Consider the following 26,019-nt stretch of genomic DNA (forward strand, 5'->3'; position numbering starts at 1 on the left):
GGCTTGGGCTGTACTGAGAAACGGGCTGCCCTTTTTCGCGCGGGCCGCGCGTTCGTTTTCGTCGTCCATGATGATCCTCGTTTCGCTTCGGACAAGCGAGGGCGACGATGGGCGAGGGAGATCGTCTCGGGGACGGGCGAAGAGTCGGGGGAGAGTTTTCGCCGCCCTTTAGGGCGGACGGGGTTTGGGTGGAACTCCTGGGAATGAGCCCCGCGCCGGGGCTGCGGCGCGAGGCTCTTATCTCGGCCGGTCAGTCGGCCGGGTTCCAGATGATGGCGTAGGTGTCGTGATCGTCCTGGCCGGCGGCGCGGCCGAGATTGGCGTAGAGCTTGCGCGGTCCGAACTCCGGCGCTGCAATCGACAGGCTCACATAATCCTTGCCGGAAGTCTCGCCGGTGCGGATCCAGCCAGCGCCGACTTCGACCCCTTGCGTAAGCACCCGGAAGTCGGGATGGTTATCGGCGCTCTTGGCCTGGTTGGGGACGATATCGATGTCGGCGCGGACGCTGAGCGTCTTGAACTGGCCCTTGTAGGCGCCGTTTTCCTGCTTGTTGACGTAACCGATCGCGGTCATTTCGAAGTCTCCTTTTGTGGTTTCGCCGGGGACCATCCCCTGCGATGGCGCACCGTAATGGGCGCGTCAGGACCGCCTGAATCCGACAGGGCCGCAGCGACAGTGAAGGACCCGAGCGGGCAGCTTTTTTGTGAGCGAAGCGGCGCGAGGAAGCCGCCGCAGGCGGCGGGGAAAAAAGCTGATGGCGCGAGGGTTTCGGGCGGCCGGACCCGCCCATAGGTCGACAAGCCAGCCGCAGGGATGGTCCTTGGAGAGAGCATGGAGACCGCTCGCCAAGTGCGGTCTGTCAGCCAAGCAGGACGCCGGGATGAAACGGCCTGCAAAGATGCTGCGCCCTTATGCCGGATCGAGATCGTGCCAGCGGGTCGGGCGCCAGAGCAGACATCCGGCATGGTGCGATCTATGAAAGCAGGGCTCGCCAGCGGGAATTTGATACGCGAGGGGGCCAAAGTAAGGCTGGATGAGAAGCCGGTGCTACCTGCAGGTCCAGTGTCATGTGGCGGCGCTCGGGAAACCGCTACGCAATGTAACGCGCTCTTATGAGGCGAACAGACCGGCCCCAAAACCGATCGACCGGTGGTCGGCGCGAAACGCGTCATGCCTGTCCGAAAGCTGACAGTGGCAGAAGACGCATGTCGGGTTCCGCACAATTGACCATGCTGGATTTGTGAGGTTTTCAGGGAGAGCCATGCGTTCACTTCCCAGTGAGCTTTGGCACGGCATTTGCTCTTGATGTGGCAACACGGATCGAAGGTTGACTGCATGCACAAGCGCGAGATGAGCAATGCTCTCCTTTCCTGGAGGCTTGGCAGCAGATTCGATTTGACGTTGCGAGGAGCTTCAGCCGCTCGCGGCGGAAGTGATCTCAAATCTGAAGGCACCGTTGGGGCCGCAGCCATCAAACACATCTTTCTCTTTTTCGCAGCTCGTCTTCAACGCGATGCGGACTTCTTCGCGTCGACGGCGGCCGAAGGTGGAGAAGGGGCTCGACTTGCAAAAAGGAGTTGTCAATGACGTCTTACGTTCGCACCAACAGCCCGGCGCAGGTGCGCTCACTGTCCACCTTTGGCAAGCATCTGCAAAGGAGCGTGCTGACGGCGACGCTGCTTGCCGCGGCTTCGACGGGAAGTGAAGCGCAGCCCTATGTTCGTGCTGACGGCAGCACGATTGACGACTTGGAAGCGGCGCGCGCAAGTTGGCGTCATGACGCCGAATTCAATGGAAATGTGGGGCTCGCAGCCATCAACACGGATGCCGCGTATGCGTTGGGTTCCACGGGGAGGGGGCCAGAGCTCCTCGCCTGCCCTCGTCCGTCTTGACGAGTGCCCGATTACAGCCTACCTCACTATCGCGTTAGCACTCGTCCATCGCGAGTGCTAACAAAAACCCCTCAACATCCGCACCAGGGAAAAATCCGAAAATGGCAAAGTCGAAGTTCCGCCCGCTGCATGACCGCGTGGTCGTTCGCCGGGTCGAATCCGAATCCAAGACCGCTGGCGGGATCATCATCCCCGACACGGCAAAGGAAAAGCCGCAGGAAGGCGAGATCATCGCCGTCGGCTCCGGCGCTCGTGACGAAGCTGGCAAGCTGGTCCCGCTGGACGTCAAGGCCGGCGACCGCATCCTGTTCGGCAAGTGGTCGGGCACCGAAGTCAAGCTCAATGGCGAAGACCTTCTGATCATGAAGGAATCCGACATCATGGGCATCATCGGCTGATATCAGGCCTTTCGTCAACTGAATTCCCGGGCTCGATCAAAGCCCCTGCCAGGAGCTAAAAATGGCTGCCAAAGACGTAAAATTCTCCCGTGATGCCCGCGAGCGCATGCTGCGCGGCGTCAACATCCTCGCCGACGCGGTGAAAGTCACGCTCGGCCCCAAGGGCCGCAACGTGGTCATCGACAAGTCGTTCGGCGCCCCGCGCATCACCAAGGACGGCGTCACCGTCGCCAAGGAAATCGAGCTTGAAGACAAGTTCGAGAACATGGGCGCACAGATGGTCCGCGAAGTTGCTTCGAAGACCAACGACATCGCCGGCGACGGCACCACGACCGCAACCGTTCTGGCACAGTCGATCGTCCAGGAAGGCCACAAGGCCGTTGCCGCCGGCATGAACCCGATGGACCTGAAGCGCGGCATCGATCTGGCCGTGACCGAAGTCGTCGGCGCGCTCGGCAAGGCTGCCAAGAAGATCAAGACCTCCGAGGAAGTCGCCCAGGTCGGCACCATCGCCGGCAACGGCGATGCTTCGGTCGGCTCGATGATCGCCGAAGCGATGCAGAAGGTCGGCAATGAGGGCGTCATCACGGTCGAGGAAGCCAAGACTGCTGAGACCGAACTCGAAGTCGTCGAAGGCATGCAGTTCGACCGCGGCTATCTCTCGCCCTACTTCGTCACCAACGCCGACAAGATGGTTGCCGAGCTCGAGGACGTCTACATCCTTCTCCACGAGAAGAAGCTCTCCAACCTTCAGGCCATGCTGCCGGTTCTCGAGGCTGTCGTGCAGACCTCGAAGCCGCTGGTCATCATCTCGGAAGACGTCGAAGGCGAGGCTCTGGCCACGCTAGTCGTCAACAAGCTACGTGGCGGCCTGAAGATCGCCGCCGTCAAGGCGCCGGGCTTCGGTGATCGCCGCAAGGCCATGCTGGAAGACATCGCCATCCTCACCGGTGGCCAGGTCATTTCCGAAGACCTCGGCATCAAGCTCGAGAATGTTGGCCTCAACATGCTCGGCCGCGCTAAGAAGGTGTCGATCTCCAAGGAGAACACCACCATCGTCGACGGTGCCGGCAAGAAGGCCGAGATCCAGGGCCGCGTCGCCCAGATCAAGCAGCAGATCGAGGAGACCACTTCGGACTACGACAAGGAGAAGCTGCAGGAACGTCTGGCGAAGCTCGCCGGCGGCGTTGCGGTGATCCGCGTCGGCGGTGCGACGGAAGTCGAAGTCAAGGAAAAGAAGGACCGCGTCGATGACGCCCTCAACGCGACCCGTGCGGCCGTCGAAGAAGGCATCGTTGCAGGCGGCGGCGTAGCCCTGCTGCGCGCTTCGGCCAACATCAAGGCCACCGGCGTCAACGCCGACCAGGCCGCCGGCATCAACATCGTTCGTCGTGCGCTGCAGGCTCCGGCCCGCCAGATCGCGGCCAACGCCGGTGCGGAAGCATCGATCGTTGCCGGCAAGATCCTTGAGAACAAGGGCGCGACCTTCGGCTACAACGCCCAGACCGGTGAATATGGCGACATGATCGCCATGGGTATCGTCGATCCGGTCAAGGTTGTCCGTACGGCTCTCCAGGACGCGGCCTCGGTCGCCGGCCTGCTGGTCACCACTGAAGCCATGATCGCGGAGGCTCCGAAGAAGGAGTCGGCTGGCGGCGGCGGCATGCCTGGCGGCATGGGTGGCGGCGGCATGGGCGGCATGGGCGGTATGGATTTCTAATCCAGCTCTGGCAGCTTTCGCAACGAGAGGGCGGCATCAATGCCGCCCTCTTTTTTTGCGAACCTCGGTCCGATGAACGATCGACGCCAACGCCGGCCATCGGCGTTAGGGCAACCTCAAAAGAACTGTCGAGTTGGTTGCGCGCGGCTTTGCGTCATCAGAGGCGCAAGGCGGTCGCGTGTGAGGATTGCGCGGTCCCATAGGCGGTTTCGGCATGTGCCTCACCTTCGACATCGACATTGCGGCCAAGCAGGAAATCGGCGGCTTTCGAGGCATGGCTTGCGGCGCGGAAGATGGCGCGGTTGTCCTCGCGCAAAACCGTCAGCCATGAGCCGATGTAGTCCGCATGGCGCACGGTCGGCTCGATGCCGAGACTGCTGCAGATGAAGGCTGATGCGATTTCGGCGACGAGTTCCTCGCGCGCATAGGTGTTGGACCCGAAGGAGCCGGATAGGTCGCGCGCGAGTCGCCTCGGGTGGCCGGTCCAGTGGCCAAGCTCGTGAAAGCAGGTCCGGTAATAGTCGATCTGGTGGAAGAAAGCCCGCTGCGGCGGCACCTGTATGGTGTCGCTGCCGGGCATGTAGAAGGCGCGCTCGCCGCCGATGCGAAAATCAGCGCCGGTTGCATGAATGAGCGCCTCGGCGTGCGGGACCATCTCGCGCTCAGGCAGAGGCTCGCCGGCGTCGTAAAGATGTTCGGGCAGATTATCGCACTGCGCGACATTGAAGACGGTGAAGCGCTTCAGGAAGGGCACCGCCTGCGGTTCGTCGCCATCGGTGTCGGCGCGTTGCTTTTCGTTCTTGGGAACAAAGCGGTCAGCGTGAACGATGGTGGTGCCGTGCTCGCCCTTTCTGACATTGCCGCCAAGCGAAAGCGCCTGCCGGAAGGTGAGCCAGTTCTGGCTGGGGAAACCGCGCTCGATGACCGCGCCCCACAGGATCAGGATATTGATGCCGGAATATCGGCGCTGGGTGGCCGCATTCCGCGGCAGGCCGAGGCCTGTCCTTGCCCTGCCCCACGGCTTGACCCATGGCACGGTGCCGCGCTCCAGTTCGGCAATGATGCGGTCGGTGATTTCCTGATAAAGGCTGGCGCCGGTGCGCCCGCCACTGTCTGCGCCAGCCTGTCGGCTGCCGCAACGTTTGTTGTTTGCACGCATCGTGATGTCCTCCGCTCTACAATCGCGCGCCCTCCCCGGAAGCGGGGTGGGCGGCAAAAGCGACCGGAAAGGCCCGCCGTCGGAGGCGGACTGCATCAGCAGGACCGGAACGGAGTGGAGGACCCGAAAGCGACAAGCGAAGGGTTGCGGGACGCCGCGGCGGGCCTAGAAGGGAGTGCTGCCCACCCTGCGCCAGGGGGAAGGCCACAATAGAAAGACGCCGGCCGACAGGCCGGCGACCGTCAGCAGCCGAAGGCTGCCCCGCGCCAGGGGGCGATGCCGCAGGGCCAAGACCGCCTGAGCTTGCCGAAGAAAAGCGGGCTCGGTTCACGAGCACCCGGCCAGCGACTTCAGGCGCGGGCGCTCAGGATTGTTGTTGGCGCCCACGGCAGCTGGATGACCGCAACAAGATTACGAGGAGCGACAGCAAAGCCAGCTGCCACAAACGGCACGCTCCGGCAACAACAGCGTGGCCGGTCTACAGATGCTGCCCCGCACGAGAGCCAGCACGCTTTGAGCGCGCATCGGCGATGCAAGCGTTGCAAGCTGGCCATGTCCACAAGGTCGGCGACCACTATATCGCCGACCACCAACGCGGGCGTACCGTCTAAGTGCAGACCTTTCGCGAGTGCGCGGACGCGCGCATTTCATCTGCGATGGCCGGATCTTGCATTCCCGCTTGAGCTGCTCAACGTCAAGGCCTACACGCGCTGCGATCTTGAGAGTGACCCTTCAACTGGGGGAAATCATAAGGGCGCGGTGGAATTCGTCGAACTTTCCCTGTTTTCTCGAGGCGAGTGCGGCAAAGGCTGGGAATTGGGAATCCGGTCCCAGGACCGGGAACTGTTTGATCACAAGCTTCAGATTGGGTTCATGCTTGAGGCTTTTTGGTAGTTGATATCAGCCAGTCTGCAATGCGGACAGTTGTGGTAGTCATTGAATATGACCAGAACGGCATCGCCTTGCGGGTTGCCGGCGATTGGCGAAGAAGATCGTTGTCGAATGCGCCGCTCCACTTTTGCCTGCGGTCGACCACGCCTGCCGGTGCAGGTTCGCGCTATATTGGCTCGCCAGCAAGGCGAGGAGTAAAAGAAGAGCTGCGACAGTGATGGCAGTCGGCTTAGACATGAGTCTCCAATCCATGGACGGCGTGGCAGCAACGGCCCGCCTTTTTGGTGTAAAATGGGTCGGTTTTGATCGTGCCCCGCAGTTGCTACAGGCGCACAGGTGCCGGTGCGATCTGGCGGTTTCTCAAATACGGCTTTGCGCCATCGGGTCCACCCCAATAGTTGAGCGTCGTTCGCACGGGGAATTGTGTTCACCACGCCGGGCGACTTGACCGTCCACCGCCAGAGCGCTGAACGGTCCGCTAGTGAGGCGCTCCCCGAATCGTCGTTTATCCCGCTCGCCCCGGACCGGGTGACAGCCAGCGTTGCCGCTACGCTGCGGAGAAAAACCGTCAGCGCGTGGCATTCGGACATAAGCTGATCAACGCCAAGAATAAGCCCCACGGAGGTGACCGGTGCGGCCGGAACAAGAAAGAGCGTTGCAGCCATTGTGACGAGGCCTGCACCGGTAATGCGGGTTGTTCCGTTCGAAGGGAACAATGCGACAAACAGCATGAGGATCCGGCAGCCGATCGGGAGATCAGTTTTCGTCGCTTGGGCGATGAAAAGGGCGGCGAGCATCATATTCGTGCCGTCCAGATTGAATGGAATGAGACCCACGACCGAATGCGTGGCGCCGGCCTTTTCCATCTTCTCCATGAGCGAGGCCAGCGCGGCCTCTGAGGAGGACATTGCGAGCAGCAGCTCGTCCTTGATGTATCGGACGAGAGAGAAGAGCGAGCGGCCGTTGTAGCGGCAGACCGCGCCGAACAGGACCGAGAGGAACAGGACCGAGAGGAACAAGACTTGCAGGATGTCGCCTTCCGCGAAGGCACTGGCAATCGTTGACGGGATGATGTTCATCAGGAAGCTGGTCACGGACTGCTCGTGAGCCGTGGCCACATAGCCCTTAACGGCTTCGACATCGAGCGAGGCCGGATCGATGTTGAGGCCGGCGCCAGGCTGAACGATATTCGTGACAATCAGCCCGACAACAAAAGCGAGCGTCGAGAAGGTGAGAAAATAGACCATCGCCTTGGCGGCAACTCGGCCGACCTTCTGCAGATCGCTCATGCCGGCAATGCCGGTCGCTATTGTCAGGAAGATGACAGGTACGGTGATTATCTTGACGACCTCGACGAAGGCATCGCCGAGCGGCTTCAGGCTGTGGCCGGTCTCCAAATGGAAATAGCCGATTGCGGCACCCAGGATTATGGCGGCAAGTACCTGCACGTAGGTCCGGGCAAAATGGCGCTTGCGGGGCGCTGCGATCGCGCGGGGAACTCTTGGAACCAACACCGTCTCTCTCCTTGACCGGATCGGGGTGGGGCTCCTCCCTCTCCCATGCAGTGCTCCGGTCGAACGCTGCGCCCACTTCGGCGCAAACGATGTGCCAAATAGCAAAGAGGGGAAAACGCGCAGGACCTCACGCAATGCTTGCGATTCGCTCTCCCACACTCGTGCAGTGGTTGCCTGTCGCAACTATGGAAGGCTAAATTCTTGGGAATTCCAAAGGTCGCTCTTTGCGTCGGCGCAGCTTGGCTGCCTGGAAGGTTCCCTCTTTGCCTTGCGGTCTGCGAGCAGGGTCCAGATGGTCATCATTTGGCTGCGCGCCGCACGGGGCTCGAAAGATTCAATCGAGGACGGGTCCTCTTGGAAAACGGGGGCAGCGTTGGTCAAGCCCTTCCACCCTGCTGTCCCAATGGTGTTCAGAAGCTCAGTTCACGATCAAGCGATGGATCAGCGTCATCTGGCGTTTGCGCCATCGCGGCGGCGTTGCAACGGGTCTGCCAAAGATGAGAAGGCCGCGAGGCAGGGTCCGAGACCTAGACTCCAACCTCATAGCGCGCTCGGCTCGCGTTCGGAAGGTTCGAACCGCAGCACGATCAGGTGGCGACACCGTTGGTCGGAACCGGAACCCGACGAATGATCGTTCGTGACCGACATCTGTGAACAAGCAGTATGTGTCATTGCAATCACCACCCGTTGCGCGGAAATGCCCATATGGCCGTGAATGAACTGGATTTGGTGATTTTCCAGATGGCGGTGGAAAGCGTCCGCTTGCTCTCTTCAAGCTTTGATGAGAAGGCGGCTGAGATAGCCACGAGGAGCCGTGGTAGCCTTCTTTTTGACGTGCGGGTGGACGGTGACCTGGAGGTCCAGCGAGTCGCAGCCATTGGATATCCAGGCGACAAGATCGGTGTGGTGGCATTGGACCGAGAGGGCCTTGTTAGCTGTTGTTGCCTTGTCAATGGCACCTTCTCACCTTTCATTGCACCGTTGGAGAACTGGACCAGCATGCCCCTTTCGATGCAGGCCCAGATCGATGTCACAGGCTATGCGAGGCTCCTTCTGGCCGCCTTGCGAAATGCTGGACATATGCTGGACAGGTAGCATCGCGATGATGTCTGTGATGAGATGGTGCAAACGGCTGGATGAGGCGATCGCTTGCTGGCAGCTTTGGCAACAAAGCGATCGGTGAGTTCGCAATGCTGGAACACGTCCTATAGACTCTGCAGTTAAGTTAGCGGACTACGATCTGACGAATGCCCTCTGACAGTCTGCATGGCGCGGCATGCCCTCTTAGGAATGCAGCCGTGGTTCTACACGATCGGCTGTTTTTGTGTCGAAGGCGACGGGCACGCCATGAACGAAGGAAGCGGCCGCCAACAGTTCCTCCAACTCGCGGTCGGTGGCCTTGCATGCCGGCATTAGTGTTCGGATGGCGCGGATCGCCTGCGCCATGGAGAGAAGCGGACCCTTCCCCTGGAAAGGACATAGGCTTCTGCGGCTTTTTCGACGGTGACAGTGTGAAACGAATTGGTCATGACGAATTCCTCCCTGAACCCTGACCAACCCGACTTATGGCACGAATTCGACCGCCTTCAAGCCTATGTCCGATTGCGGACAATCGCTGCGATTCGTTCAAAACCGCTGATGCTTTTGGGCGACCTGGTGAGGGGCAAGGAGACGTCGGCTGAACCCGTTTCAACCGACATGCTTCAGGCAGCGGCCAGGCCGAAATAACGCTGCTCCTCCTTGTCATAAGCGCCATGTGTGAGCTTTATCAATCCGGCACGGTCGATGATCGTGATCTCGCCGCGCTTGGCGTGCACCAGTCCTCGATACTCAAGCATTTGCAGGGCCGTGGTGACCCCGGGCGGTGGGCGCGAGCATGGTCGCCAGAAATTCATGCGTCGGGAGGATCTTATCTCCTTCCGCACGGTCGTGGACCATCAAGCTGCCAGCGGGCCAGCCGTTCTTCGATCTTGGAGTGGCCATTGACCAGTGCCGTCCGGCATGATTGGACGAGGAACGCGTGGGCATAATCCAGCACTGAGGTGCGAAGCGACGGGCTAATCGCAGGGCGAAGGTTTTCAACCGGCAGGCGCCAGGTAGTGCTTTCAGAATGACGGCAATTCCTTTCATCCCGTCATCGCCGACAATGCCGACTTCACCTTGCCGCCCGCCGGTCATGGTGGCGACCACCGACGCGATGCCCCTCTCGGGAAAATATACGTTCTTGATCGGCTGATGCGCGACCTCCAACTGGTCCTTGATGCCCGGTTCGACGTGATGCAGCGATGGTCGCAAAAGCGCGAAGTCCTGCGGGGTGAGGGCTTCAGCACCTGGTCGCGAAAGAGGGATCGGGCAAGGCTCTCTTCCAACGGGGCAAGAGCGCGTACGTCTTACTGTCGGCTGCACCGAAGTAAATGCCGGCCGATGCCAAAGCATAGGCCTCGAAACGCGCGATTGCAAAGCCCTGTCGGGGCAGTGCAGTCATGCTAGAAGTCGCGCCGCCTACGATAGGCAGCGGATGACATGATTCCCTTCTGCGGCGGCCACCAAGAACGGCTCGGGCACGCTTTAATCGTTCATACACAAGCTCGCAGGAATGTAAGCAGCGGAACAATCGGGTGATTCGTACCGCCCTGCCCTTTCAGAGATCAAGTCATTGGACGTCAATTCGGCTGGAACGCCTCGTCGAACGGCCCAGGAAAATGCAGCCGGATGAGCAATGGTGGTTCACCTTATGTGCGGTCCCGGATATGCGGTCCGGCGGCTCATCTCCCAATGGCTTGTCGATGGGGAAGTGGAACTCGTCATGTCGCCGCGAACCGTCACCGCGCTAGCGGGGCTCTTTTGAAGACGCCGGTGTTTTTCTTTGTGGAACTGAATCTGTGAGGTGATTGATGCATGAATCAAACATTTGCGTATTTCCGCTGCATCGGCGACGTATATTGGTCGAAAGTATCGCCCAGGCCCTCGAGACCAAGAACGGCGAGGCGGCGAGTGCGTTCTGGCGCTGTGCTGCCAAGAAAATGCTCATTCAATTGTCCGATGTAGGAATTGCGCCAGAGCTCGCTGCGCAGGAGGTTGGAAGCCTTCTTCATGCGGTCTTGGACGACATGGCCAACCGAACGGTAATGCACAAAGCATAGGCTCGGGCGCTGTTGGACCGCGGTCAGCTCGGGTCCTTATCAGGGGACTGCTCCGACTGGCCGACGGTCCGGCCAAACCGGCATACCGGCAAAGCTTTGAGGTTGCGATCGCTCACGGCGGCCGGTCCAATATTCTAAGACGACTTCAGAAGCCACGTTGGCTTCTTTGGACGAAGCCGAGGGGCGCCATTTTGGCGTGCTCACGCTGGACTGCGGGTTGCGCCTACGGAAATCCAAAGTCCGGCCGCGCGAGCCAATCGACCGGAACAGTCGAAAGCTCGTGGGGGCGGGTCCGCTCACCCTCACGGCGGCGGTGGCGGCCGTGAGCAGACTTAACTCAAGTCACGGCTGAGCATCCGCAGGCGCTATGCCGATTGGATGAGAACTGGTTGCCACAACACCGGCCCGTTGAGGCGTCCCCTCCAGCGGATGCGCAAGAGACTGGCGTAGGAAATATCGAGGAAGCCGGCGACTGCCTCGGTGTTGCCGACCTGCTTGGGCTGTCCGATACGTGACAACGGCCAGGTCGCGAGACGAAGGATCCTTTCGATGCGCGTATCTGTCACCGTTACGATCCCGGAGAGATTGTTGGCCAAGCCGAATTCGATGATCCCCGCGAAGAGCTCGTAGGTTGCTTGGGCCAGGCCGCCAGCTGCCTTCGGCGCTGTCGCAGGGAGATCGAGCGCGAAACGACTACTCTCCCAGATATCGGCACTCGCAGGGACCACCATCTCATCCAGCAGCGTCGGAAACGTATCGCGCAACATTGTCGGTCCGGTGGTCGGCAAAAGGCGGACGCAGCCGCAAGTTCGCCAATCGGACCCCTTAAGAAGCAGGTAGACGGGGTTCAGGCTGTCAAACGGGTCCGTTTCCATTTCGCCTTCGGTCTGCACTTCCCAATCGAGCCGCTTCTTGAAAACCCGATACCTAAGTCCGTGCATTTCCTTGAGTTCGCTCGCAAACTCGGCGTAGCAGTCGGGTGTTATCAGCTGCATCATTGTCGTCTCCGTGCGGGATGTGTCCACGCAATCGAAGGGCAAAGCCGTCATGAATGCAGCCTGTAGACCTTTACAGCTAGACTTGGAGAGGATCAGGATCTCGCCCGAGCAGCCATCCGCACTACGGCCTGGTTGATGGTTCGCACGCCAAGCTTCGCCTTGGCGTTTTCCTGATGGAAGGTCACGGTGCGTTTCGAGACACCGAGAATCTGGCTGATATCCCAGGCCGACTTGCCGCACGCCGCCCATTTCAGGCACTCGAACTCCCGCCGGGTGAGCGTTATGCCATCTACCACGCAATCTTCGGCGAGCCTGCGCCGGGCATGGATATGAACGTTGATCGCAACCAGTTGCATTGCTTTTTCGTAGCGCGTCAGCGACCTCAGAAATGGCGGATGCGCCTCGTTGGAGGCGAAGGTCAGTGCGGCGAACCGGCCGCGATGATCATGCATCGACATGGTCAGTCCGCCGCGAATGCCGAACTCAGCTGCTTTTTCCAGGACTTCCTGCTGAGAGGTCGGCAAATAACGGTGATCGCGGTCCACACCCCAGTCGAAGGTATCCCAGCCCCGCAGTCCCCGCAGGATCACGGGATCCACGCTGTGGTAGCGCTGTTGCAGGTAATGTGATGTCCATGATGATGGATAATTCGAGATCAATCGCGGCCTGTCGCCGGAAGCGGATGGGTAGGTGAAATAAGCGAAGAGCGGAAAGTCGAACCCGGCTGCGGCGGACGCCATTGCCTCATGGAGATCGACGGCATCGACGCTTGCAGAGAGTTGCTCGACCAAGGTTTCAAATACGCGATGCATCTGCGCTTAGCGTACCTCGCGGAGGTTGCTGGAAGCCGACGGAGACGTGGTTCTAAATGATGGCCTGTCCCTGCAGGGCATACGACGCGCCGCCGTCATCACCGCAATTGCTGTGCTGCTTCCGATTGGAGAGAGCTCCGCCCACCTGACCAACTACCGATGGGTGATATTGCGACGTTATCGATGAGCCGCGTGTCGCCAAGCCAAGCCGCAGCAAGCAAGCGTGCCGGTCGGTCAAGGCTTGCTAACGATTGCAGGTCTGTTTCTCCGCGAAGCTCCAGGTATTCGAGCTCGCGATAGCCGGCAGCCAGAATTGCTGCACGCGCTTCATCAAGCGTAGGCAGGATGGGGGAGCCGCGTGCAAGCCGCTCGGCCGTATCGAGCAGGACCGATGCTAGTTTTGGGGCAATGGCGCGTTGGGCTGGGGAGAGCCGCACGTTACGCGACGATAGCGCAAGACCATCGGCTTCGCGGACTGTCGGACAGGGCACAATAGTGATCGGAATGTCGAGATCCCGGACCAAGCGCCTGACAAGCTGAAGTTGCTGAAAATCCTTTTCGCCAAAAAAGGCGAAGTCAGCGCCGGCCTGCAGGAAGAGCTTGGCCACGACCGTCGCCACGCCATTGAAATGGCCGGGCCGGAATGCGCCGCAAAGGCATTCGCTGATGCCGGACACTGAAACGGCCGTGGCGAAGCCCACCTGGTACATTTCCTCTGTGTCCGGCACATAGAGCAGATGCGTGCCCAGCAGAGCGAGCTTGGCAGCATCGTCGCTTTCCGTCCGAGGGTAGGCAATCAGGTCGGCGGGGCTGTTGAACTGCTTGGGGTTTACGAACAGCGTCACGATCACCCGCTCGGCCCTTTCGAGCGCCTTCCGCACGAGGCTCAGATGCCCGTCGTGCAAGGCTCCCATGGTCGGCACAATACCGATCGTGGCACCCGAGCGACGCCATTGCGCAACGACGCCGCGCAGCTCGCTCACGGTTCGAGCGATCGGCACGCTCATGTGAAGTCACCGGCCTTAAAGGCGTTGACATAGAGATGTTCGACCGCCGGAAAGTGCCGGTTCCGCACATCGGTGGCGTAAGCGGCGATTGCCGCCTCAGCCTGCTCACCGAGCTCGGCATAGCGTTTGACGAACTTCGGCCGAAATGAGGTGAAGAGCCCGAGCATATCGTGGCTCACCAGAATCTGGCCGTCGCAAGCTGGCGAGGCACCGATGCCGACTGTGGGTATGTCGATATCGGCGGTTATCTGCCGTGCAAGCTGCTCCGGTATCTTTTCCAGCACCAAGGAGAAGGCGCCCGCTTCGGTTACCGCCCTGGCGTCGCGCCTGATCCGCTCTGCATCGGCTCCCCGGCCCTGCACACGATAGCCTCCAAACGTGTTTACCGCCTGCGGCGTCAGGCCCACATGGGCCATGACAGGTACGCCGCGCGCGGTAAGGAAGCGGATGGTTTCCGAGATGGTCTCGCCGCCCTCGATCTTTACCGCTGAACAACCGGTCTCACCCATCACGCGCGCAGCGTTGCCGAAAGCGTGCTCTGGGCTTTCCTCATAGGAACCGAAGGGCAGGTCGACGACCATCAGCGCGTGTTCAAGGCCGCGGCGAACGGCCTGTCCGTGCATGATCATCATGTCGAGCGTGACCCCCAGCGTCGACGACAGGCCGTGCAGCACCATGCCGACGCTGTCGCCGACAAGAACGATGTCGCAGTGGCGATCGAGCAGCCTCGCGACCGGCGTGGTGTAGGCCGTCAAGCATACAAGTGGCGTCTGGCCTTTTCGCGATCGAATATCTGGAGGAGTCATCCCTTTTATCTGACCAGCCGCGCTCAACCGAGGCCCCTTCCCTTACGTTACCAACAGCGGGTGTCGCGTTTGGCATATTTTTGTGCGACTGCGAAGAGCTAAAAACAGCGCTTGAGTACTCCGGTGTTGACGTGCTGGCTGCCAAGGTTACATTCAATCGATTAAGGCGCTCCGTTGGGCCAACCCGCTTTCGCAAACATGGATCCTCAGACAAGAAGAACCAAGAAAGGCAAAGCCGCCGTCAAAGCTGACGAAGCCAAAGTGGACCTGACTGCCGTCGTGGTCGCCGTAAACGACAGTGAGCCCTGTGTCCTCACAGTCGGTCATGCGGACACCCTCCCTTCCGGACCTTTTGCCCTTGAGCATCGATCACTGCAGTCGGGTTTGAGGGGGTGGGTGGAGCAGCAGACCGGCCATGCACTTGGATACATCGAGCAACTCTACACCTTCGCCGATCGCGATCGCATCGGCACTGAGCGCCACCAGCGCGTCATCTCAATCAGCTATCTCGCATTGACCAGGAAGGAACAGGCAACGAACTCGGCCGCGTGCGGCTGGCAAAGTTGGTACGAATATTTTCCCTGGGAGGACCACCGCTTCGGCACGCCGCCTGTGCTGCTCGATAGATTGCGGCCCCGCCTGATTGAGTGGGCCGGCGGCGCCAGCGAGCCGACCACTCAACGCGAGCGCCGGCAGCGCGCTGCGATAGCCTTCGGCTTCGACGACCGCCATTGGAACGAGGAACTCACGCTCCAACGCTACGAGTTGCTCTATGAAGCTGCTCTGATTGAGGAGGCCGGTGGCGGCAGGGACGCGATTGCGGCCGCGGCTGGCAAACCAATGGTCGCTGACCACCGTCGTATTCTGGCAACCGGGATCGCGCGGCTGCGTTCGAAGATCAAATACCGGCCGGTCGTGTTCGAGCTTATGCGGCCTTCCTTCACGCTGCTGCAACTGCAGCGAACCGTGGAAGCTTTGGCTGGCAGGCTGATCAACAAGCCGAACTTCCGGAGATTGGTCGAGCAGCAGGAACTTGTTGAGGAGACCGGGGAGACCTCCCTCGACACGGGCGGCCGACCGGCGAAGCTTTATCGCTTCCGGCATGCCGTCCTCGACGACAGGGCTATCGCCGGGACAAAATTACCGCTGGCGCGGGCTTGACATACTTATAGTCAAGGTAGATATATTCCCTTATTGTCAAACCGAATATAATCGAGGCGCCAATGACTGGGGCGTTACCTATGGCTGCGTCCCTGTATGAGCGTGTCCGGCGGGTGATCCCACCCGTTGAATGGCCCGCGTTCGCCGGCGATATTGAAGCCATCTTAGCGCTGAAGCGTGAGCGCAATGCGGTGGTGCTGGCGCACAATTACCAGACGCCCGAAATTTTTCATTGCGTGGCAGACATCGTCGGCGACAGCCTGGCGTTGGCCCACAAGGCGGTGACGGTCGACGCCGACATCATCGTGGTTGCCGGCGTTCATTTCATGGCCGAGACGGCAAAACTGCTCAATCCGAACAAGACCGTGCTCATCCCGGATCTCCGCGCCGGCTGCTCGCTGGCCGAATCGATCACGGCAAACGACGTGCGGCTAATGCGGCTGCGGTATCCGGGGGTCCCCGTTGTTACTTACGTCAACACTTCCGCCGCCGTAAAAGCGGAGTCCGACATCTGCTGCACGTCCGGCAACGCCAAGGCGGTGGTGGAATCGCTTGGCGTGGCGCGTGTGCTGATGCTCCCGGACGAATATCTGGCGAGGAACGTGGCAGCCGATACAGACGTCGAGATCATCGCCTGGAAAGGCCATTGCGAGGTGCATGAGCGCTTCACCGCAGCAGACATCCGGGAACTGCGCGATGCCCATCCAGGCGTCATCGTGCTGGCCCATCCAGAATGCCCACCAGACGTTGTCGCGGAGGCGGAGTTCTCCGGCTCGACCGCGGCGATGTCGGATTATGTCGAGCGTGAGAAACCGACGCGTGTCGTCCTTCTGACCGAATGTTCGATGAGCGACAACGTCGCGGTCGCGCATCCCGACGTCGAGTTCGTTCGCCCATGCAATCTGTGCCCGCACATGAAACGCATCAACCTGGCCAACATTCGCGCCGCACTCGAGCAGAACCGGCATGAGGTCCGGATTGATCCCGAAATTGCCGGCCCCGCCCGCCGCGCGGTCGAGCGCATGCTTTCCCTATGAGTCTGGAGGTTCGCGACATCGCCGGGGCGCCGGTCGTCATCGGCGGCGGCATTGCCGGCCTGATGACGGCGCTTCATCTGGCGCCGGAACCGGTCGTGCTTTTGACCAACGCGCCGCTTGGAACCGGAGCCTGCAGTGAACTTGCCCAGGGCGGTCTTGCGGCAAGTCTCGGGGGCGACGACGGCCCAGATTTTCACCTTTGCGACACGATAGCTGCCGGCGACGGACTCTGCGATGAGGCCACGGTGCGGCGAGTGGTACGAGCTGCACCCGAAGCGATTAGGACGATCCAAAGGTTCGGCGTCGACTTCGACCAGCACCCTGACCGCGCGTTGCGACTTGGGCTCGAGGCGGCACACTCGCGACGGCGGATTGTGCATGCAGCCGGCGACGCCACCGGTCGCGAGTTGGTGCGCGCGCTCGTCGCCGCGGTTCGGCGTACAGCCTCGATCACCATTATCGAAAATGTGGAGGTCCGCCGGCTGGTCGTGCAGGACGGGTCGGTCATCGCCGTGGTCGCAGCAGGACGAGCCGGCGCGCTCGCTCTGCCCACGCGTCGCGCGGTGCTGGCGACCGGCGGCGTCGGCGGGCTGTTTTGCGACACGACAAACCCCGCTGGCTCATGGGGTCACGGGCTGGCGCTCGCCGCATGGGCGGGGGCGGAACTCGCCGACTTGGAATTCATACAGTTCCATCCAACTGCGCTCGACGGTCCGCGCCGGCCGATGCCGCTGGTGAGCGAAGCCGTGCGTGGCGAAGGCGCGGTGCTCATCGATGAGCGAGGAGAGCGCTTCCTCGCCGACACACCTGGCGGTGAACTTGCGCCTCGCGACGTCGTAGCGCGCGCCATTTGGCACCAGCTTGCCGTTGGACGCCGCGTATTCCTGGACGCACGGCAAAGTCTCGGCCCGAGATTTGGCAAGCGTTTTCCAGGCATCGCCGAATTGTGCCGGAGCGCAGGAATCGACCCCGCGACCGACCTGATCCCGGTGCGCCCGGCGGCACATTATCACATGGGCGGCGTCGCCGTAGACAGCGCCGGCCGCAGCTCCATCGAGGGATTGTGGGCCTGCGGTGAGGTGGCCTGTACCGGCCTGCACGGCGCCAACCGCCTGGCCAGCAACTCGCTCACCGAAGCGGCGGTCACCGCGAGCTGGGTTGCCGAAAGCGTTGCCGGCACGTCGTATACCCGGCGACCGCGCAGATGCTCCACATTCGTCCCTCCACGACCAGACGCTTCCGTGGTCCGCCCGATTGTCTCCGCCGCCCTGGGTATCATCCGCGACGGCGAGGCAATGCGCGAAGCGGTGGCGACCCTGCTGCCGATCGCAGCCAATAGTGTCGCTGCCTCTGGTCCGGCTTTGGTCTCACTGATGATCGCCGCGGCGGCCCTGAGGCGGGAAGAGAGTCGAGGCGCGCACTGTCGGTCCGATTTCCCGCTCCACGATGCCAACGTGCGCCCATCACGGCTGACACTGCACAGCGCAATGCGGGCCGCGGCCGCACTCGATTGCCGGGCTACCATACGGAGCACTTGATATGACTTCATTCTCCCCCCTCCCCGCGACCCTGATCGAACCGATTGTGCGCATTGCGCTCCTCGAAGACCTGGGCAGATCCGGCGACCTGACCACCGATGCGGTTATCCCGTATGATTGCACTGCCACGTTGGTGCTCAAAGCGAGGCAGGCGGGCGTCGTTGCCGGGCTCGATCTGGTCTCGTATGCCTTCCTTCTCGTGGAACCGGCGATCAACATCCAGATCTGGCGCCCTGATGGCAGCGAGGTTGGGGCCGGGGAAACCATTGCAAGATTGTCCGGACCCGCACGAGGCCTGCTCACGGCCGAACGCACGGCCCTCAATTTCTTATGCCGGCTGAGCGGCATTGCCACTGCCACAGCGGCCATGGTTGAGGCCGTGCGCGGTCACAAGGCGAGGATTGTATCGACGCGAAAGACGACGCCCGGGCTGCGGGCATTGGAGAAATACGCCGTGCGCGTCGGCGGCGGTGCCAATCACCGGTTCGGCCTCGATGACGGCGTGCTCATAAAGGACAACCACATCGCGATCGCCGGCGATATCCGCACAGCAATAGAGCGGGCGCGCGCCGCAGCAGGGCATATGGTGAAGGTCGAGGTCGAGGTCGACACGCTGAAGCAGCTCGATGCAGCGCTCGCGATTGGTGTTGACGCGGTGCTGCTCGACAATATGTCGGTCGAGGATCTTGCCCGCGCGGTTTCTATAGTGGATGGCCGTACGATCACCGAGGCGTCCGGTCGGGTGATGCCGAAAACGGCGGCGGCGATTGCGGCGACCGGTGTCGATCTCATCTCCATGGGTTGGCTGACGCACAGCGCCCCGATCCTCGACATCGGCCTGGACATGCCGGACCACCAGAACATCTGCAAGCACTTGAACTGAGGATTACGGCGTGAGGAGCAACATCAGCTCGGCAGGCGTAGGAGGTGCTGGAAAGACGTGCCGCAGCTCGCCTTTAGCGAGTGCGCCCCAAAGCCAAGAAGGCGTACCGGACTAGCAAACAAAGGTTTGACGATGACGATTGGAATGAACTCGGAGTTCGACGTGAACCAGACCATGCAATTGGTCGATGGAACGCCTCCGCGATGGAACCGCAAAGAGGCCGAGGCCATCTACGGCATGCCATTCAACGATCTGCTGTTCCTAGCTCAGACGATCCACCGCCAGAACTTCGATCGAAACCGAGTGCAGCTGTCGCGGCTCCTTAGCATCAAGACCGGCGGGTGCCCTGAAGATTGCGGCTATTGCAGCCAGTCTGCGCATTACGAAACCGGTGTGAAGGCGTCGAAGCTGGTGGACGTCAAGCATGTCATCGACGAAGCGGCCAAGGCGCGTGATGGCGGCGCAACGCGCTATTGCATGGGCGCGGCGTGGCGAATTCCCAAGGAGCGCGACATGGACGTTGTGGTCGCCATGATTGAGGGCGTCAAGGCCCTCGGCATGGAGACCTGCATGACGCTCGGCATGCTCGATCTTGAGCAAGCTGCTCGCCTGAAGCAGGCCGGTCTCGACTACTATAACCACAACATCGATACCTCTGAGCGCTACTATGGCGAGGTTATTTCAACCAGGACTTTTGCCGACCGGCTGGAAACGCTTGGGCACGTGCGCGCGGTTGGGATGAAAGTCTGCTGCGGCGGCATTGTCGGGATGGGAGAAGAAAAGACCGATCGCATCGACATGCTGGTCACGCTCGCGAACCTGCCCGAGCCGCCGGAAAGCGTGCCGATCAACATGCTTATTCCCATCGAAGGCACGCCGCTTGCCGCGGCCGACGCCATCGATCCGATCGATTTCGTCCGCATCGTTGCGCTCGCGCGGGTGATGATGCCGAAATCCTATGTAAGGCTGTCCGCCGGCAGGACGGCGATGAGCGACGAAACGCAGGCGCTGTGCTTCTTTGCCGGCGCCAATTCGATCTTTGTCGGCGACACGCTGCTGACGGCGGGAAATCCCGGCGAGGACAAGGATACCCTTCTGTTCCGGCGCCTCGGCATTGAGCCTATGGAACTCGCCACGCAATGAAGGAGGCAATTCTTGCCCGCTATGACGCAACCTTGCGGGGACTGGGGCGCAAGGACCGGTTACGGACGCTCGCACCGCGCGCCGGGCTCGACTTCTCGTCGAACGACTATATCGGACTTGCCGCCTCCAAAAGACTCGGCGATGCGGTTTCGACGGCGATTGCGCGGGGCACGCCAGTGGGCGCAACCGGATCGCGGCTGTTGCGCGGCAATGCACCGGAACATGAGCAACTGGAGGCGGACGCAGCGGCATTTTTCGGAGCCGAGCGTGCACTGTTCTTCGGCAGCGGCTATATCGCCAACTTCGCTCTGCTGACGGCCCTGCCGCAGAAAGGCGACCTGCTGGTCCTCGACGAGCTCGCTCATGCCAGCATGCATGAGGGTGCCCAAGCCGGGCGCGCTGAGTTCAAGCTGGCCGCGCACAACGACGTCGACGCTGTCGAGGACGCAATCACCCGCTGGCGCGCCGAAGGCGGCATGGGGCGGGTGTGGATCGCCTTCGAAAGCCTTTACAGCATGGATGGCGACCGTGCGCCGATGGAGAGCCTGGTCGCGCTGGCTGATCGGTACCAGGCATTCATCGTCGTCGATGAAGCGCATGCCACCGGCGTCTGGGGGCCGTACGGCCGGGGACTGGCCGCCGCGTATGAAGGCCGCGACAACATCGTCACGCTCCACACATGCGGCAAGGCGCTTGGCGCATCCGGCGCGCTCGTTACCGGACCGCGAACACTCTGCGACTATCTTATCAACCGGTGCCGGCCATTCATCTATGCGACCGCACCATCGCCGCTGATGGCAGTCGTGGCACGTGAGGCGCTGACTATTCTGTCTGACGAGCCTATGCGTCGTGCTCAGTTGCACGAGCGTGTCGCTTTCGCGAGCCGGCAATTGGCCGAACGCTGCGGCGTGATGCCCAGCGGCTCGCAGATCCAGCCGCTTGTGATCGGCGATAACAGCCGCACCATGGCGGTGGCGGCAGGACTGCAGGCACGCGGCTTCGACATACGCGGCATTCGCCCGCCGACAGTGCCTGAGGGTACGTCGCGCCTGCGCATTTCGCTGACTCTCAACGTCGACGAAGCCGACATTTCCGCCATGGTCGAGGCTCTCGTCGGAGTGTTGGCCACAGCATGACCAAACGCATCGTCGTCACCGGAACAGACACTGGAATTGGCAAGACAGTGTTTTCGGCCGGACTTGCCGGGCTGCTCGACGGCTTCTACTGGAAGCCGGTGCAATCGGGCCTCAACGAGGAGACCGACAGCGAGGTCGTCGCCCGGCTTTCCGGCTTGCCCGACGGACGCGTGCTGCCCGAAGTCTATCGACTGACGATGCCGCTGTCGCCGCATCGATCAGCCGAAATCGACGGCGTCGCGATCGAGGCCGACGATCTTTCATTTCCGGTCCTGCCGACACCGCTCGTCATCGAAGGCGCCGGCGGGCTGATGGTGCCGCTCAATCGACAGACAAGGTTCATTGACATATTCGAACAATGGCGGCTGCCGGTCATACTGTGCGCCCGCACCGCGCTTGGCACCATCAATCATACGCTGTTGTCGATCGAGGCCCTGAAAGCCCGCTCCATCCCGCTCATCGGCATTGCCTTCATTGGCGAAGAGGTGGCCGATACACAAAGGACAATCGTGGAATTCGGCGGCGTGCCGCAGCTGGGCAGGCTGCCGCACCTCGGTCCGCTGACGGGTGAAACGTTGAGAGATGCAATGATTTCCGGCTTCGACCTGGCCATGATTGCCGGAGGCGACTGATGGCGGAGTCTCGAGTCTGGCATCCGTTCACGCAGCACGCGCTAGAGCCCTCGGTCCCTGAAATCGTGCTGACTGAAGGCGCCTATCTCCACAAGGCCGAAGGCTTCCGCATCCTCGATGCGATTTCTTCCTGGTGGGTCGTCACCCATGGCCATCGCCACCCCCGCATCATGAAGGCCATCGAGACGACCGCTTCGAGCCTCGACCAGATCATCTTCGCGGGCTTCACCCACGAGCCGGCCGAACGGCTGGCCGAGGCGCTTGTCGGCATCGCACCCGCCGGCCTCGACCGGGTGTTCTATTCCGACAGTGGCTCGACCTCAGTCGAAGTCGCGCTGAAGATGGCGCTCGGCTATTTCCGCAACATCGGCGCGCCGCGTTCGCGCATCGCCGTCATGGAGCACAGCTATCATGGCGACACGATCGGGGCGATGAGCGTCGGCGCCCGCGGCGTCTTCAACGCCGCCTATGATCCTTTGCTGTTCGAGGCCGACGCCATCCCCTTCCCGGCCGCCGGGCGCGAGCAGGAAACGCTGGATCGGTTCGAGGCCGTTAGCCGCGACCGGCGCGCAGCCGCGCTGATCGTCGAGCCGCTGGTGCTTGGCGCCGGCGGCATGCTGATGTATCCGGCCTGGGTTCTTGCCGAATTGAAGAGGATCGCCGAAGCCTCCGGCACGCTGCTGATCGCCGATGAAGTGATGACCGGCTGGGGGCGCACCGGAACCATGTTTGCCTGCGAACAGGCGTCCGTCTCGCCGGACATCTTGTGCACGTCGAAAGGTCTGACCGGTGGTACCATCCCGCTGGCCGCCACGATCGCCACCGATGCCATCTTCCACGCTCACTTTTCGGAGGATCGCAAGAAGACGTTTTTCCATTCGAGCTCCTACACCGCCAATCCGATCGCCTGCGCGGCAGCACTTGCCAATGTCGAGATCTGGCGTGACGAGCCGGTGGCCGAGCGGATCGCGGTCTTGAGCGCGAGGCAGGCCGCCGGGCTGCAACGCTTCCGGGGCAATCCATATTTCACCGACTGCCGGACAACCGGCACCATCGCGGCACTCGACCTACGCACCGGCTCAGCCGGTTATCTGGCCGAGATCGGGCCAAAACTGCGCGCTTTTTTCCTTGAGCGCGGCCTGTTGGTGCGCCCGCTCGGCAATGTCCTCTATCTTCTGCCGCCCTATTGCATCACCAGCGACGAATTGGACGGGCTCTATGACGCGATAGAGGAGGCCGGCGAACGCTTCGGCTCGCGGCCATGAACCTATCGTCGCGCGTTCTCGGCTTCGGCCATCATGCGCCGACGCGCAAGGTCGAGAACCCGGAAATCGAAGACCGGCTCGGGCTTGAGCCCGGCTGGATCGAGCGGCGCACCGGAATTCGCTCGCGCTTCTGGGCAACAGACGAAGACACGCTGTCGGGCCTTGCCGCCTCTGCCGGCGACATGGCGCTGACCAATGCCGGTATCGACCGCGGCGACGTCGGTCTACTCTTGCTCGCCACGTCGACGCCCGATCACCTTCTGCCGCCAAGCGCGCCGCTGGTCGCACATCGGCTGGGGCTAGGCCGCGCCGGAGCGATCGACCTGACCGGCGCCTGCGCCGGCTTCATCTATGCGCTGATGTTCGCCGACGGGTTCACCCGCCTGCACGGCAAAGCGAGCCTTGTCATCGCCGCCAACATCCTCAGCCACCGCATCAATTTGGCCGAGCGCGCCAGCGCCGTGCTGTTTGCCGATGCCGCCGGCGCCATGGTGATCAGTCCTTGCGATGACCCGGATCGAGGCATTCTCGGCGCTTCGGTGGATTCCGACGGCTCGCGCTACGGGCTAATCCAGATTCCCGCCGGGGGAAGCAACACTCCGTTCCATGCCGACCTCGACCTCGCGCAGACACGGATGACGATCACTGACGGCCGTGAAGTATTCAGCAAGGCCGTGGAGATGATGACCGCCTGCTCGAGAGATGCGCTCACTGCTGCCCGACTGAGGCCGCAAGACCTCGATCGTTTCGTGCCGCATCAGGCCAATGCGCGCATTTTCGACGCGGTCGGCAGGAACCTCGGCATCGCTGATCACTCGATCGTCAAGACGATCGCCGAATATGGCAACTCTTCCGCCGCGACGATCCCGCTCTCATTGTCGCTGGCCCATCGGGCGCAGCCGTTTCGGCCTGGCGAGAAAGTCCTCTTGGCGGCAGCGGGTGCGGGTCTCAGCGGCGGCGCGCTTGTGGTGGGAATTTAGCAAAGCAATGCTTGCGCACAGGACTGCTCATGAATGAGACTATGAGAATGGCTCAATACGCAAATAGTCGCCGGCAAGCTCCATAGAGCTGGGGTCCGTGCGGTGCTCCGCGATGTCTAAGTATCGACCCGCTTGCTCAAATCGCAGCGCTCATCGAAGGCCAGCAATACCTCATGCAGAGCGAAAATCCCCAACCGCCCGTTTCAAAGACGCTCGCCCCATTTCGAAACAAGGTGTTTCGCTCAATTTGGGCGGCCACCCAGATTTCCAGCCTCGGTTGGCTAGTGCAAACGGTCGCCATCAGTTGGCTTATGGCAACGATTTCAGCGTCCGACCTCATGGTGGCACTCGTCCAGGCCGCATCCACATTGCCGGTGTTCTTCCTCTCAGTTTTCGCCGGAGCCATTGCCGACAACTTCAGCCGCCGGTGGGTGATGTTTGCGGGACACTGCCTGATAGCATCGGCGTCGACGACGCTGATGATTTCTGTGGGTCTGGGATTTGTCAGTCCTTGGCTGATTCTCGGGTTAGGTTTCCTGGCCGGCTGCGGCTTTGCCTTGAATGATCCGGCTTGGCACGCTTCGGTCGGCGATATCCTTCACAAACGCGACATTCCGGCCGCAGTGACGCTTATGTCCGTCGGATACAACATTGTGCGCAGCGTTGGTCCAGCCTTGGGGGGCGTGATCCTGGCCGTCTTTGGGCCGCTGGCCGCTTTCGCCTTGGCTGCGGTGAGTGATCTGGCGCCCATAAGCGCGATATGGCGCACCAAATGGGAGGTCCGCTCTTCGCCTCTCCCTCGTGAGAGAATGACGACGGCAATTCATGACGGAGTGCGCTTTACGGCGATGTCTTTGGAGATCAGGGCAGCGACCGCCCGAGCCGCTCTTTTCGGGTTGGCAAGCATCTCCATTCTGGCGTTGCTCCCCCTCGTCGTCCGGGATCAGTTGAAGAGTGGGCCAATTGTCTACGGTATCTTATTGGCCGGCTTCGGCATGGGTGCTTTCATCGCGGGTATGGGCAACGGCTTCTTGAGGAAGGTCACGTCTCAAAACAGGCTGGTGGCCTTCGCCTCTGTGGCTTGTGCAGTCTGTTGCCTCTCCCTTGCCCTTACATCGTCGCTTCCTGTGGCGGCCATTTCGCTGGCGCTCGGCGGAGCGGGTTGGCTTATCACCTGGACGGGCATTGACGTGTCGGTGCAGTTGGCAAGCCCAAGGTGGGTTGTAGGCCGCACGCTCTCCATTTACTACGCCTTGAGCGCAGGCGGTATGGCTGCTGGCAGCTGGATCTGGGGTTCTGTCGCGCAAAACTATTCCTTGACCTCAGCATTGGAGGGCGCCGCAGGCGCTCTGTTGCTGGTTGCAGCAGCGGGGATCGTGTTGCCGGTCCGTCCCTGGGAAGAAACCGATCAAGAAAGTTCAGTTTTTCATCCGCCGGACGTGGCTCTCGATCTGAAACCCAGAAGTGGCCCTATCGTGGCCAAGGTCGAGTATTTGATATCGGAGGAAAATATCGAGGCCTTTCTGGGCTCCATGCGCACGCGGCGACACGTCCAGAGCCGTGCCGGTGCACGAAACTGGACGCTCCAGCGAAATCTGCAAACACCGTCACTTTGGACGGAGACATTCCGCACCCCCACCTGGATGGACTTTCTCCGCCTAAATCATCGACTCACCGCAGCAGATAAGGAAGTCGCCCAGCATCTCCTGTCACTGCATGAAGGAGAGGTGCCTCCGCAGACAGTGCTTTCGATTGAACGGACGACCGAGGCAATTCGTACCCGTACCTCGACAATCTTTTCTCGTCCTCCAAGATGACGCCATCAAGCTGCTGTCCAGGGACAGGGTGGATCACCGGTGCTTTGCAGAGCACAGCCTCACACCGAGAGCAGCGTGCTCCGGGT

Annotated in this window: 24 protein-coding genes and 1 pseudogene; 15 read left to right on the forward strand and 10 right to left on the reverse strand. The window is 61.4% G+C overall.

Annotation, left to right across the window (positions count from 1 at the left end; all coding sequences use genetic code 11):
* Positions 1-250: 250 nt before the first annotated feature.
* Complete coding sequence (locus tag EN964_RS02105) at positions 251-574, reverse strand: DUF736 domain-containing protein (RefSeq protein ID WP_024505644.1); 324 nt, start codon at positions 572-574, stop codon at positions 251-253.
* A gap of 1,010 nt (positions 575-1,584) precedes the next feature.
* Here EN964_RS02105 and EN964_RS02110 point away from each other — a divergent pair.
* From EN964_RS02110 to groL, 3 genes are all read left to right on the forward strand, one after another.
* Complete coding sequence (locus tag EN964_RS02110; RefSeq protein WP_024505643.1) at positions 1,585-1,893, forward strand: hypothetical protein; 309 nt, start codon at positions 1,585-1,587, stop codon at positions 1,891-1,893.
* 101 nt (positions 1,894-1,994) lie between these two features.
* Positions 1,995-2,291, forward strand: coding sequence for a co-chaperone GroES (groES, locus tag EN964_RS02115; RefSeq protein ID WP_006203049.1), 297 nt, complete (start codon positions 1,995-1,997; stop codon positions 2,289-2,291).
* Positions 2,292-2,352: 61 nt separating this feature from the next.
* On the forward strand, positions 2,353-4,011 hold the full coding sequence (gene groL / locus EN964_RS02120) for a chaperonin GroEL (RefSeq protein WP_127276139.1): 1,659 nt from the start codon (positions 2,353-2,355) through the stop codon (positions 4,009-4,011).
* Positions 4,012-4,168: 157 nt separating this feature from the next.
* Here groL and EN964_RS02125 read toward each other — a convergent pair whose 3' ends face one another.
* Both EN964_RS02125 and EN964_RS02130 read right to left on the reverse strand, forming a co-directional pair.
* A complete protein-coding gene (locus tag EN964_RS02125; protein WP_024505900.1) occupies positions 4,169-5,170 on the reverse strand; it encodes an ArdC family protein in 1,002 nt (333 codons plus the stop codon).
* 1,251 nt (positions 5,171-6,421) lie between these two features.
* Positions 6,422-7,575, reverse strand: a pseudogene (locus EN964_RS02130) (cation:dicarboxylate symporter family transporter).
* Between the two features lie 705 nt (positions 7,576-8,280).
* On the opposite strand from EN964_RS02130, the gene EN964_RS02135 reads away from it, so the two are divergent.
* Entirely contained in the window at positions 8,281-8,670 is a 390-nt protein-coding gene (locus EN964_RS02135) for a hypothetical protein (RefSeq protein ID WP_024505560.1), read from the forward strand.
* A 189-nt stretch (positions 8,671-8,859) separates the two neighbouring features.
* On the opposite strand, the gene EN964_RS02140 is transcribed toward EN964_RS02135, so the two are convergent.
* The 3 genes from EN964_RS02140 to EN964_RS02145 form a co-directional block, all read right to left on the reverse strand.
* Positions 8,860-9,021, reverse strand: a complete 162-nt coding sequence (locus tag EN964_RS02140; RefSeq protein ID WP_245456760.1) for a hypothetical protein — start codon at positions 9,019-9,021, stop codon at positions 8,860-8,862.
* A 257-nt stretch (positions 9,022-9,278) separates the two neighbouring features.
* Positions 9,279-9,413, reverse strand: a complete 135-nt coding sequence (locus tag EN964_RS39065; RefSeq protein ID WP_256754986.1) for a hypothetical protein — start codon at positions 9,411-9,413, stop codon at positions 9,279-9,281.
* Entirely contained in the window at positions 9,406-9,870 is a 465-nt protein-coding gene (locus EN964_RS02145) for a hypothetical protein (protein WP_236383474.1), read from the reverse strand. Before EN964_RS02145 ends, EN964_RS39065 begins: the two co-directional genes overlap by 8 nt.
* 599 nt (positions 9,871-10,469) lie before the next feature.
* On the opposite strand from EN964_RS02145, the gene EN964_RS38360 reads away from it, so the two are divergent.
* Positions 10,470-10,718 carry a DUF6074 family protein gene (locus tag EN964_RS38360; protein ID WP_063169245.1) on the forward strand — a complete coding sequence of 83 codons (249 nt, stop codon included), beginning with the start codon at positions 10,470-10,472 and terminating at the stop codon, positions 10,716-10,718.
* Positions 10,719-11,083: 365 nt separating this feature from the next.
* On the opposite strand, the gene EN964_RS02155 is transcribed toward EN964_RS38360, so the two are convergent.
* The 4 genes from EN964_RS02155 to panB all read right to left on the reverse strand — a co-directional run bounded on the left by EN964_RS02155 (position 11,084) and on the right by panB (position 14,368).
* On the reverse strand, positions 11,084-11,716 hold the full coding sequence (locus EN964_RS02155) for an acyl-homoserine-lactone synthase (RefSeq protein ID WP_126057769.1): 633 nt from the start codon (positions 11,714-11,716) through the stop codon (positions 11,084-11,086).
* A 92-nt stretch (positions 11,717-11,808) separates the two neighbouring features.
* A complete protein-coding gene (locus EN964_RS02160; protein WP_126057768.1) occupies positions 11,809-12,528 on the reverse strand; it encodes a LuxR family transcriptional regulator in 720 nt (239 codons plus the stop codon).
* A gap of 98 nt (positions 12,529-12,626) precedes the next feature.
* Complete coding sequence (gene panC / locus EN964_RS02165) at positions 12,627-13,535, reverse strand: pantoate--beta-alanine ligase (RefSeq protein ID WP_024505565.1); 909 nt, start codon at positions 13,533-13,535, stop codon at positions 12,627-12,629.
* Complete coding sequence (gene panB, locus EN964_RS02170) at positions 13,532-14,368, reverse strand: 3-methyl-2-oxobutanoate hydroxymethyltransferase (RefSeq protein WP_127267032.1); 837 nt, start codon at positions 14,366-14,368, stop codon at positions 13,532-13,534. Before panB ends, panC begins: the two co-directional genes overlap by 4 nt.
* A gap of 171 nt (positions 14,369-14,539) precedes the next feature.
* Here panB and EN964_RS02175 point away from each other — a divergent pair, with 171 nt between their 5' ends.
* From EN964_RS02175 to EN964_RS02220, 10 genes are all read left to right on the forward strand, one after another.
* Positions 14,540-15,502 (forward strand): membrane protein, encoded by a 963-nt coding sequence (locus EN964_RS02175; protein ID WP_024505567.1) that lies wholly within the window; start codon positions 14,540-14,542, stop codon positions 15,500-15,502.
* Between the two features lie 62 nt (positions 15,503-15,564).
* Positions 15,565-16,539 (forward strand): quinolinate synthase NadA, encoded by a 975-nt coding sequence (gene nadA / locus EN964_RS02180; protein ID WP_095486074.1) that lies wholly within the window; start codon positions 15,565-15,567, stop codon positions 16,537-16,539.
* Positions 16,536-18,077, forward strand: coding sequence for an L-aspartate oxidase (locus EN964_RS02185; protein ID WP_024505569.1), 1,542 nt, complete (start codon positions 16,536-16,538; stop codon positions 18,075-18,077). Before nadA ends, EN964_RS02185 begins: the two co-directional genes overlap by 4 nt.
* A gap of 1 nt (position 18,078) precedes the next feature.
* A complete protein-coding gene (gene nadC / locus EN964_RS02190) occupies positions 18,079-18,960 on the forward strand; it encodes a carboxylating nicotinate-nucleotide diphosphorylase (protein WP_127269492.1) in 882 nt (293 codons plus the stop codon).
* Positions 18,961-19,134: 174 nt separating this feature from the next.
* Positions 19,135-20,103, forward strand: a complete 969-nt coding sequence (gene bioB, locus EN964_RS02195; RefSeq protein ID WP_236383478.1) for a biotin synthase BioB — start codon at positions 19,135-19,137, stop codon at positions 20,101-20,103.
* Positions 20,100-21,239, forward strand: coding sequence for an 8-amino-7-oxononanoate synthase (locus EN964_RS02200; protein ID WP_127269494.1), 1,140 nt, complete (start codon positions 20,100-20,102; stop codon positions 21,237-21,239). The genes bioB and EN964_RS02200 overlap by 4 nt, the downstream gene beginning before the upstream one ends.
* Entirely contained in the window at positions 21,236-21,871 is a 636-nt protein-coding gene (bioD, locus tag EN964_RS02205) for a dethiobiotin synthase (protein ID WP_127269495.1), read from the forward strand. Before EN964_RS02200 ends, bioD begins: the two co-directional genes overlap by 4 nt.
* Positions 21,871-23,136, forward strand: coding sequence for an adenosylmethionine--8-amino-7-oxononanoate transaminase (locus EN964_RS02210; RefSeq protein ID WP_127276141.1), 1,266 nt, complete (start codon positions 21,871-21,873; stop codon positions 23,134-23,136). The genes bioD and EN964_RS02210 overlap by 1 nt, the downstream gene beginning before the upstream one ends.
* Positions 23,133-24,116 (forward strand): beta-ketoacyl-ACP synthase III, encoded by a 984-nt coding sequence (locus EN964_RS02215; RefSeq protein WP_063169256.1) that lies wholly within the window; start codon positions 23,133-23,135, stop codon positions 24,114-24,116. Before EN964_RS02210 ends, EN964_RS02215 begins: the two co-directional genes overlap by 4 nt.
* 173 nt (positions 24,117-24,289) lie before the next feature.
* Positions 24,290-25,933, forward strand: a complete 1,644-nt coding sequence (locus EN964_RS02220) for an MFS transporter (protein ID WP_063169257.1) — start codon at positions 24,290-24,292, stop codon at positions 25,931-25,933.
* Positions 25,934-26,019: the final 86 nt, after the last annotated feature.

The organism is Mesorhizobium sp. M7A.F.Ca.CA.001.10.2.1, assembly GCF_003998575.1.
GTDB lineage: Bacteria > Pseudomonadota > Alphaproteobacteria > Rhizobiales > Rhizobiaceae > Mesorhizobium.